The sequence below is a fragment of the Streptomyces sp. NPDC050610 genome, from assembly GCF_040654875.1.
Lineage (GTDB): Bacteria > Actinomycetota > Actinomycetes > Streptomycetales > Streptomycetaceae > Streptomyces.
In genome coordinates, this window is the sequence record NZ_JBFAIV010000077.1 from 1 (window position 1) to 9,339 (window position 9,339).

9 protein-coding genes are annotated in these 9,339 nt (G+C 71.9%); 3 read left to right on the plus strand and 6 right to left on the minus strand.

Translation table 11 applies throughout. From position 1 onward, the window contains the following. Positions 1–144: 144 nt before the first annotated feature. From AB0I22_RS39310 to AB0I22_RS39320, 3 genes are all read right to left on the minus strand, one after another. Entirely contained in the window at positions 145–966 is an 822-nt protein-coding gene (locus AB0I22_RS39310; RefSeq protein WP_363135839.1) for a purine-nucleoside phosphorylase, read from the minus strand. 158 nt (positions 967–1,124) lie between these two features. Further along, on the minus strand, positions 1,125–1,400 hold the full coding sequence (locus AB0I22_RS39315) for a hypothetical protein (RefSeq protein WP_363135840.1): 276 nt from the start codon (positions 1,398–1,400) through the stop codon (positions 1,125–1,127). Between the two features lie 64 nt (positions 1,401–1,464). After that, positions 1,465–1,902, minus strand: a complete 438-nt coding sequence (locus AB0I22_RS39320) for a gamma-glutamylcyclotransferase (RefSeq protein WP_030893269.1) — start codon at positions 1,900–1,902, stop codon at positions 1,465–1,467. Between the two features lie 107 nt (positions 1,903–2,009). Here AB0I22_RS39320 and AB0I22_RS39325 point away from each other — a divergent pair, with 107 nt between their 5' ends. Together AB0I22_RS39325 and AB0I22_RS39330 are read left to right on the plus strand one after the other, a co-directional pair. Beyond that, positions 2,010–3,458: an NAD(P)H-quinone dehydrogenase gene (locus AB0I22_RS39325; RefSeq protein ID WP_363135841.1), complete on the plus strand. Its 1,449-nt coding sequence runs from the start codon at positions 2,010–2,012 to the stop codon at positions 3,456–3,458. A gap of 146 nt (positions 3,459–3,604) precedes the next feature. Beyond that, entirely contained in the window at positions 3,605–4,588 is a 984-nt protein-coding gene (locus tag AB0I22_RS39330) for a DeoR/GlpR family DNA-binding transcription regulator (protein WP_363135842.1), read from the plus strand. 122 nt (positions 4,589–4,710) lie between these two features. On the opposite strand, the gene AB0I22_RS39335 is transcribed toward AB0I22_RS39330, so the two are convergent. The 3 genes from AB0I22_RS39335 to AB0I22_RS39345 all read right to left on the minus strand — a co-directional run bounded on the left by AB0I22_RS39335 (position 4,711) and on the right by AB0I22_RS39345 (position 8,287). After that, positions 4,711–5,580: a putative protein N(5)-glutamine methyltransferase gene (locus tag AB0I22_RS39335; protein ID WP_363135843.1), complete on the minus strand. Its 870-nt coding sequence runs from the start codon at positions 5,578–5,580 to the stop codon at positions 4,711–4,713. Positions 5,581–5,747: 167 nt separating this feature from the next. After that, entirely contained in the window at positions 5,748–6,320 is a 573-nt protein-coding gene (locus AB0I22_RS39340; protein WP_363135846.1) for a helix-turn-helix domain-containing protein, read from the minus strand. A 197-nt stretch (positions 6,321–6,517) separates the two neighbouring features. Continuing rightward, positions 6,518–8,287 carry a biotin carboxylase N-terminal domain-containing protein gene (locus tag AB0I22_RS39345; protein ID WP_363135844.1) on the minus strand — a complete coding sequence of 590 codons (1,770 nt, stop codon included), beginning with the start codon at positions 8,285–8,287 and terminating at the stop codon, positions 6,518–6,520. Positions 8,288–8,746: 459 nt separating this feature from the next. Here AB0I22_RS39345 and AB0I22_RS39350 point away from each other — a divergent pair, with 459 nt between their 5' ends. Further along, positions 8,747–9,193, plus strand: a complete 447-nt coding sequence (locus tag AB0I22_RS39350) for a hypothetical protein (RefSeq protein ID WP_363135845.1) — start codon at positions 8,747–8,749, stop codon at positions 9,191–9,193. Positions 9,194–9,339: the final 146 nt, after the last annotated feature.

Here is a 9,339-nt window from a genome sequence, read left to right on the forward strand (position 1 = left end):
TGCCGGGGGAGATGGCGTTTCCGGGTTTGCGGCCCGTAAATATGCGGTGGAGGACCCCACCCCGTAGGGCCCGGCCCCGCACCCACCACCGGCCGCACCCCGCAGGGCACTGGCACCCCGCAGGGCACCGGCACCCGCACCCCGCTACAGCCGGTCCAGCACCTGAGCCAGCAGGCTGCCCATCCGGGCCGCCGAGTCGCGGCCGGCCTGGAGGACCTCCTCGTGGTTGAGGGGTTCGCCCGTCATGCCCGCCGCCAGGTTGGTGACCAGCGAGATGCCGAGCACCTCGGCCCCGGCCTCGCGCGCGGCGATCGCTTCGAGTGTGGTGGACATGCCGACCAGGTCCGCTCCGATCGTGCGGGCCATGGTGATCTCGGCCGGAGTCTCGTAGTGCGGGCCGGGGAACTGCGCGTACACGCCTTCCTCAAGGCTGGGGTCGACCTCCTGGCAGAGGGCGCGCAGCCGCGGCGAGTAGAGGTCCGTCAGGTCGACGAAGTTGGCGCCCACGATGGGGGAGGTGGCCGTGAGGTTGAGGTGGTCGCTGATCAGCACCGGCTGGCCGGGGCGCATGCCCTCGCGGAGCCCGCCGCAGCCGTTGGTGAGGACGATGGTCTTGCAGCCGGCGGCGACGGCGGTCCGTACGCCGTGCGCGACGGCGGCGACGCCGCGGCCCTCGTAGTAGTGCGTGCGGCCGAGGAAGACGAGGGCCCGCTTGTCCTTGATCCGGTACGAGCGGATCGTGCCGGCGTGGCCCGCGACGGCGGGCGGCGGGAAGCCGGGCACCTCGGTGACCGGGAACTCGTGCTCGGCGGTGCCGAGCGCGTCGGTCGCGGGCACCCAGCCGGAGCCCATGACCAGGGCCACGTCGTGGGTCTCGGCGCCGGTGAGCTCGCGCAGGCGGGCGGCGGCGGCGTCGGCGGCGGCGTAGGGGTCGCCCTGGATCTCCGGAGTAACTGATGCGTTCACGCGGACGAGGGTATCCGGAAATCCCCTACGCGCGTAGATGTCGCAGGTGGCAGAGGTGCCGCTGGGGCTGCACGGCTACGGGCGGAAACACGGGTATGGACGGAAATCCCGCCGTCGGGCGTCAGGCGGGGCGGCTCCCGGCGTGGCTGCGGACGGGCTCAGTCCGCGTCCCGCACGAAGATGTCCTTGTCGTTGAAGACCTCGACGATGAAGACCAGCAGCCGCCCCATGCTGACCGAGTACTCGACCAGGATGTTCTGCGTCAGCCGAATGGTCCTGTCGTCGCCGGTCGCGCTTATCGGGCGGGAGAGCGCGGGGAACGGGTCGCGGGCGAGCAGCGAGATGCCCTTGTCGAAGGCGGCGCGCTGCTGGTCGTCGAGGCGGTCGCGGGCCACCCCGGCCTGTTCGGTGAAATACACCTGGTACGTGGGCATAGTGCCCTCCCCTTCCGGTCCCTGCCGGCCCGTCGTGCGCCGAGTTTACGGCCGTACGCGCACCTCAGCAGGGCCGTTTGCGCAGCTCCATCACATAGTCGTGGGGCGCGCCCGCGGACTCGGCGGCGTCGGCGAGCTCGCCGAGGTAGCGGGCGGAGGGCAGCCCGCCCTCGTACCCGTTGAGCACGTACAGCCAGGCGGCCTCCTCGCCGTCCAGCGTGTGCACGCGCACCCGCATCCGCCGGTAGATGTCGAGGCCGACGCCCTCCCAGCGGTCCATGGACTCCTCGTCCATCGGGGCGATGTCGTACAGCGCGACGAAGACCTGGGACCGGGGCGCTTCGACGATGGTGGCCAGCGCCCCCTCCCAGCCCATCTGCTCGCCGCCGAAGGTCAGCCGCCAGTCGGTCAGCCAGCCTGTGCCGCGGAGCGGCGAGTGCGGTGCGCGGCGGGACATCAGCCGCGCGTCGAGGTTGCCGGCGTACGCGGCGTAGAGCGACATGGTTCTGAGGGTACGGGAGTGAGGCGGGACGGCATTTGTGGTGGCACGCTCGGGTGAGAGTCCGGACGGAGGGCCCCGGGCGGAGACCTCGTGACGGGTGCGGGACAATGGAGTATGTGACTCGGATCGTGATCATTGGTGGCGGACCCGGCGGCTACGAAGCGGCGCTGGTGGGCGCGCAGCTCGGCGCGGAGGTGACCGTCGTCGATTGCGACGGTCTGGGCGGAGCGTCGGTGCTGACCGACTGCGTGCCTTCGAAGACTCTCATCGCGACGGCTGAGGTGATGACGACCTTCGACTCCTCGTACGAGGAGCTGGGGATCATCGTCGCCGACGACACGCCGCCGCTGGAACAGGTGGCCCGCGTCGTCGGGGTGGACCTGGGCAAGGTGAACCGGCGGGTGAAGCGCCTGGCGCTGGCCCAGTCGCACGACATCACGGCGTCCGTCACGCGTGCGGGCGCGCGCGTGATGCGCGGCCGCGGCCGGCTGGAGCCGGACCAGGCCCCGGACGGCTCGCGGACGGTGACCGTACGGGCCGCGGACGGCTCGGAGGAGACGCTGACGGCGGACTCCGTGCTGATCGCGACGGGCGCGCACCCGCGTGAGATCCCGGACGCGCTGCCGGACGGCGAGCGGATACTCAACTGGACGCAGGTCTACGACCTGGAGGAGCTCCCCGAGGAGCTCATCGTGGTCGGCTCCGGTGTGACGGGCGCGGAGTTCGCCGGCGCGTACCAGGCGCTCGGCTCGAAGGTGACGCTGGTCTCCAGCCGCGACCGGGTGCTGCCGGGGGAGGACCCGGACGCCGCCGCGGTGCTGGAGGACGTGTTCCGCCGGCGCGGGATGAACGTGATGGCGCGTTCCCGTGCCCAGTCCGCGAAGCGGGTGGGGGAGCGCGTGGAGGTCACGCTGGCGGACGGCCGGGTGATTTCGGGTACGCACTGCCTCATGGCGGTCGGCTCCATTCCGAATACCGGCGGGATGGGTCTGGAGGAGGCCGGGGTCAGGCTCAAGGAGTCGGGCCACATCTGGACGGACAAGGTGTCGCGGACCAGCGTGCCGGGCGTGTACGCGGCGGGCGACTGCACCGGTGTGTTCGCGCTGGCGTCGGTCGCGGCGATGCAGGGCCGTATCGCCATGTATCACTTCCTGGGCGACGCGGTCACTCCGCTCAATCTCAAGGCTGTATCCGCGAACGTATTTACGGACCCGGAGATTGCGACTGTCGGCTACACGCAGGCGGACGTGGACAACGGCAGGATCGACGCGCGGGTGGTGAAGCTGCCGCTGCTGCGCAATGCCCGCGCGAAGATGCAGGGCATCCGGGACGGATTCGTGAAGCTGTTCTGCCGTCCGGGCACCGGCATCGTGGTCGGCGGCGTGGTCGTCGCGCCGCGGGCCAGCGAGTTGATCCACCCGATCTCGATCGCGGTGGACAACAACCTGACGGTGGAGCAGATCGCCAACGCGTTCACCGTGTACCCGTCGTTGTCGGGCTCGATCGCCGAGGTGGCGCGGCAGTTGCACACTCGTAAGACGCAGCGCGAGGAGTAAGCGGAGGGCGGCGGGCCGGCTGTCGGCGGGGCGGACTGCGGGCGGCACTCTCTCCTATACCACTGTCAGGTAGCGGCTACGGACAATTTCCGTTAATTGCTGCAAGCTGCTGAAAACAGTTGGCCGTTGGCGTTACTGTCAGTTTCGTGTTCGCAGCAGAACGTCGCCAATTGATCCTCGAAATGGTGCGGGCCAACGGAGCGGTTTCGCTCCGTGAGCTCGCCCGTGTCGTCCAGACCTCCGAAGTGACCGTACGGCGGGACGTACGGGCGTTGGAGGCAGAAGGACTGCTCGACCGCCGGCACGGCGGTGCGGTGCTGCCGGGTGGTTTCACCAGAGAGTCCGGCTTCCCGCAGAAATCCCATCTAGCGACCGCGGAGAAGACGGCGATCGCCGATCTCGCGGCGAGCTTCGTCGAAGAGGGCGAGGCCGTCGTCGTCGGCGCCGGTACGACCACACAGGAGCTGGCCCGCCGGCTCGCGCGCGTACCGGGCCTGACCGTGGTGACCAACTCCCTCCTCGTCGCCCAGGCGCTGGCCCATGCCAACCGGGTCGAGGTCGTGATGACCGGCGGGACCCTCAGGGGCTCCAACTACGCCCTCGTGGGCAGCGGAGCCGAGCAGTCCCTCCAGGGGCTGCGGGTCAGCCGCGCCTTCCTGTCCGGCAGTGGGCTGACCGCCGAGCGCGGCCTGTCCACGTCCAACATGCTCTCCGCGAGCGTCGACCGCGCGCTGGTACAGGCGGCGGCCGAGGTGGTGGTGCTCGCGGACCACTCGAAGCTGGGCTCCGACACCATGTTCCAGACGGTGCCCACGGATGTGATCACCCGGCTGGTGACCGACGAGCCCCCCGCGCACGACGAGCGTGCCGCGACGGAGCTCCAGGCGCTGGCCGACCAAGGGGTGCAGATCGCGGTCGCCGGGCCCGGCGCGGGGTCGGGCTCAGGGGGCACGGTCGGCCCGAGCGGCGGCGACTCCGTCCCGCCGGGGCACCGGCCCCGGCGGGACGTGGCACCGCTGCCGGGCCAGCGCCGCAACCACCCGCCGGGCCCGGGCGGCGCGCAACTGCGCACGGCCGCCGCGGTCGGCGACCCGATCCCCGGCAGGGTGGCGGACCTGCGCCGCCGCTAGCCCGGCACTGTTTGTGTACAGGCGCGGTACGGGCGTACCGCCGCCAGAAGTCGAGCGGGACCGGCTGATCGCCGGGGCGCCGCCGACGTCAGCCAGGTGACCGGCCCCCAAAAGGGGCGGGCTCAGGCGCCCTGTTCCGGCCGTTCCGGTTCCTTCCGCTCCGTCGTCGGCCTGGTGCCGGTGATGACCGTGGCGTTGAGTTCGTCGCAGGTCGTCACCCGGGTGACCAGGCCGCTCGCGGTGAAGGCCGCGGCGGCCTTCACCGCTTGGCGCTCGCTGGTCTCGACCAGCAGGGAGCCGCCCGGTGCCAGCCATCGCGGGGCCGCAGCGGTGACCCGGCGCAGCACGTCGAGCCCGTCCGTGCCGCCGTCGAGGGCGACCAGCGGCTCGTGGTCGCGGGCCTCGGGCGGGAGCGTGCCGATGGCCTCGGTGGGAACGTACGGCACGTTGGCGGCCAGTACGTCCACGCGGCCCAGCAGGCGGGCGGGGAGCGGCTCGTACAGATCGCCCTCGTACACCCGGCCGTGACCGCCGTCGAGGGCGGCGGCATTGCGGCGGGCGCACCGTACCGCCGCGGGGTCGATGTCGGCGGCGTGCAGTTCGGCGCGGCCGAGGGCCGCGCTCAGGGCCAGGCCGACCGCGCCCGAGCCGCAGCACAGGTCGACGACGACCGGACCGGCCGGGCGTCCCGTGAGCGCGGGCGCGGCCGCCGCGAGGGCCTGGTCGACGAGGAATTCCGTGCGGCGGCGGGGTACGAAGACCCCGGGGTCCACGGTGACGCGCAGGCCGCGGAATTCGGCCCAGCCCAGGACGTGTTCGAGCGGCAGCCCGTCGGCGCGCCGCCGCACCATGCCGGCGAGCTCGGCGGGCGTACGGGCCGTGGCTATGAGCAGTTCCGCCTCGTCCTCGGCGAAGACGCAGCCGGCGGCGCGGAGCGCGGTGACGATGGTGGCGGGAGACGAAGGTGACGCGGGAGAAGCGGAAACCGACATGGAGGAGACCTCTCGGGATGCCTTTGAGGGGCTCCCGCGGTCACCTATGTCCGGTGGACCGTACGGCCGTGCGGAGGGAGCACCCAGCCTGCTGCAGCGGTAATGGGTCCCACCTCCTTGACGTGTTCACTGCCTGAGCCGTCCACATTACCCGACCGGGCCCGCGGCTACCCCTGCTCGGGGGCGTCCGCGCCGGGGGCCCGGAGGCCGGTCAGAGTGAGCATCAGCAGCCGGTCGGCCAATTCCGGGTCGTCCGGCGACTGTTCGGTGGCCAGTGCGATGGCGCTGGTCAGCTGCATGAGGTCGCCGATGCCGACGTCGGTCCGTACGGAACCGGCCCGCTGGGCGCGGGAGAGGAGCGTACGGCCCGCCTCGCGCATCGGCGTGCTGCACCGGGACAGCGCGGACCCCTCGTCGCTCTGCGCGGCGATCAGTTCGCGGGAGAGCCCGCGGTACGTGCTCGCGTGCGCGATGATCGCGCGCAGCCACTCCACCAGGGCGCGGCAGGGTTCGGGGGAGGCGAGGAGTTCGCGCGAGCGGGCGAGGAGTGCGTCGACCTCGCCCTGGAAGACGGCGCTCATCAGGGCGGTGCGGTTGGGGAAGTGCCGGTAGAGGGTGCCGATGCCCACGCCCGCGCGGCGGGCGACGTCTTCGAGCGAGGCGTCGGTGCCGTGCTGGGTGAAGGCCGTACGCGCCTCGGCCAGCAGGCGCTCGTAGTTGCGCCGCGCGTCCGCGCGCATGGGTCGCTGTGACGTCTGCGCCGTGTCCGTCGCCATTGCGTCGTCCTCCCGCTCACCGCGGCCCACCGCCGGTGAGCTCATGCAAGCAAGGATGCCACTGGCCGGGGCGGCACGTGACCGCTCCCGAACACCTCGAGCCCCTGCCGGAACGTAGGCAGGGGCCCGAGGGGGAAATGCCGGAGCGAACCGCCGCTTCGTCAGTCCTTGATCTCGCAGATGACCGCGCCGGAGGTGACGGAGCCGCCGACCTCCGCCGTCAGGCCCTTGACGGTGCCGGAGCGGTGGGCGTTGAGGGGCTGCTCCATCTTCATCGCCTCCAGGACGACGACCAGTTCGCCCTCGGCGACCTCCTGACCCTCCTCCACGGCGACCTTGACGATGGTGCCCTGCATCGGGGACGCGAGCGCGTCGCCCGAGGCGGCGGAGCCCGCCTTCTTCGTCGCGCGCCGCTTCGGCTTCGCGCCGCCGGCCGCGGCGGTGCGGGCCAGGGACATGCCGAGCGAGGACGGGAGGGAGACCTCCAGCCGCTTGCCGCCGACCTCGACGACGACGGTCTCCCGGCCGAGGGCCTCGTCCTCGTCGACGACCGCGCCCGCGAAGGGCTCGATGCTGTTGGCGAACTCGGTCTCGATCCACCGGGTGTGGACATGGAACGGGCCGCTGGAGCCGTCGAGCTCCGGCGCGAAGGCCGGGTCCTCGACGACCGCGCGGTGGAACGGGATGGCGGTGGCCATGCCCTCGACCGTGAACTCGGCGAGCGCCCGCTTGGCGCGCTGGAGCGCCTGGCCGCGCGTCGCGCCGGTGACGATGAGCTTGGCGAGCAGCGAGTCCCAGGCGGGGCCGATGACCGAACCGGACTCGACGCCCGCGTCCAGGCGCACGCCCGGACCGGCCGGAGCCTCGAACTTGGTCACCGTGCCGGGCGCCGGGAGGAAGCCGCGGCCCGGGTCCTCGCCGTTGATGCGGAACTCGAAGGAGTGACCGCGCAGCGCCGGGTCGCCGTAGCCCAGTTCCTCGCCGTCGGCGATGCGGAACATCTCGCGGACCAGGTCGAGGCCGGTGACCTCCTCGGTGACCGGGTGCTCGACCTGGAGCCGGGTGTTGACCTCCAGGAAGGAGATCGTGCCGTCCTGGCCGACGAGGAACTCGACGGTGCCCGCGCCGACGTAGCCGGCCTCCTTGAGGATGGCCTTGGAGGCCGCGTACAGCTCGGCGTTCTGCGCGTCGCTCAGGTAGGGCGCGGGGGCCTCCTCCACCAGCTTCTGGTGGCGGCGCTGGAGCGAGCAGTCGCGGGTCGAGACGACCACGACGTTGCCGTGGGTGTCGGCCAGGCACTGGGTCTCCACGTGCCGGGGCCGGTCGAGGTAGCGCTCGACGAAGCACTCGCCGCGGCCGAAGGCGGCCACCGCCTCGCGCACCGCCGAGTCGTACAGCTCGGGTACTTCCTCCAGCGTGCGGGCGACCTTCAGGCCGCGGCCGCCGCCGCCGAACGCCGCCTTGATGGCGATCGGCAGGCCGTGCTCCTGGGCGAAGGCGACGACCTCGTCCGACCCGGACACCGGGTCGGGGGTGCCGGCGACCAGCGGGGCCCCGGCGCGCTGCGCGATGTGACGGGCCGCCACCTTGTCGCCGAGGTCGCGAATGGCCTGCGGCGGGGGGCCGATCCAGGTCAGCCCGGCGTCCATGACGGCCTGGGCGAACTCCGCGTTCTCGGACAGGAAGCCGTAGCCCGGGTGGACGGCGTCCGCCCCCGACTCGGCGGCGGCGGCGAGCACCTTGGCCATGTCCAGGTAGCTGGCCGCCGGGGTGTCACCGCCCAGCGCGTAGGCCTCGTCGGCCGCGCGGACGTGCAGGGCGTCCCGGTCCGGATCGGCGTAGACGGCTACGCTCGCGATTCCGGCATCCCGGCAGGCACGGGCAACGCGGACAGCGATTTCGCCTCGGTTGGCGATGAGCACCTTGCGCACGATGGCTCCCTCCTTGAAACAAGGTGAGTTTAGGTACTGGCAACACTCTGTGCCGACCCGACTCCGGGGGTGAGCTTGCCCACACGGAGCGTGAGGCGGAAGCCGAACATGGGCCATGGGGGCCCAACTCCCCTGGTGTCCCACGGTACGCCCGGATCGTTGGAGCGCCGGTCGTGCCGCGATGTGGTCAAGGTCTCCAGCCGCATGCGGGGCGGAGGGCGCGGTTTCTTTGTGGAGACCCTACGAACGGGCGCGGGAAAGTTTGCCCGCCCTTCCGGCCTGTCCACCGGCCGTCACCGCTCGCGTCCATCGCTTGCGCCGGAACCCTTGTTCAGTCGCTTACCCATGAGTAGCGTGCCCGATGTCGAACGTACCCGCGGTAACGCCGGGGTGCACGGACGCACGGGAAGGGGCGGTGGGGTGAAGAACGAGGCACGGCGCGGGGCGAGGAGCAGAGCGGTGGCCGCGACGGCCGCCGTGGTGCTGGTGCTGGAGGCCATCGGCATCGCCCTGCTCAACTGGATCCTCGGCCTGGTCGTCGACAAGCAGGACATGTCCCTGGCGGGCCTCGACCCGCACGCGATGACCGTCGGCGCCTGGGCAGCGGGCGCCCTCTTCGGCCTCTACCTGCTCGTCTGCGCCTTCGCCCTGGCCCGCACCGCCTGGCGCGACCGCCCGCCCGGCATCTTCCTGCGCATCGTGCTCATCACCTGCGCGGTCGTGCACGGACTGCTGGGCGCCTTCGCCGTAGGCCTGGTCGGCTGGCTCGCCTTCGCCTTCGTGATGGTCGTGCTAGGGCTGATCGTGCTGAGCCTCGTCCTGTACGACCGCCCCGCCGCCACCACTTCGGCGAACGAGCCGCCCGACCCCAAGCAGGCTCCGGCAGGGGGACCGCGTACGGCGTGAGGGGTCCACGGGCCCGGCTGTACGAACGGCCCCGTCGCGGCCGGAAACGCACGGGAGGCGGCGGGCTCGCAGGGGCGGGGGTCCGGGACGCTGCCGTGTATTTGTGGGCCGGAGTTCCGGGTTCCTTCAGGATTCAGGGCGAGCGG

Bases quoted from the DNA above. Each gene is read 5' to 3' on its own strand.
- AB0I22_RS39315 (WP_363135840.1), bottom strand. From the start codon at position 1,400: ATGCCCACGTACCAGGTGTATTTCACCGAACAGGCCGGGGTGGCCCGC.
- AB0I22_RS39320 (WP_030893269.1), bottom strand. From the start codon at position 1,902: ATGTCGCTCTACGCCGCGTACGCCGGCAACCTCGACGCGCGGCTGATG.
- AB0I22_RS39325 (WP_363135841.1), top strand. From the start codon at position 2,010: ATGGAGTATGTGACTCGGATCGTGATCATTGGTGGCGGACCCGGCGGC.
- AB0I22_RS39335 (WP_363135843.1), bottom strand. From the start codon at position 5,580: ATGTCGGTTTCCGCTTCTCCCGCGTCACCTTCGTCTCCCGCCACCATC.
- AB0I22_RS39340 (WP_363135846.1), bottom strand. From the start codon at position 6,320: ATGCGCGCGGACGCGCGGCGCAACTACGAGCGCCTGCTGGCCGAGGCG.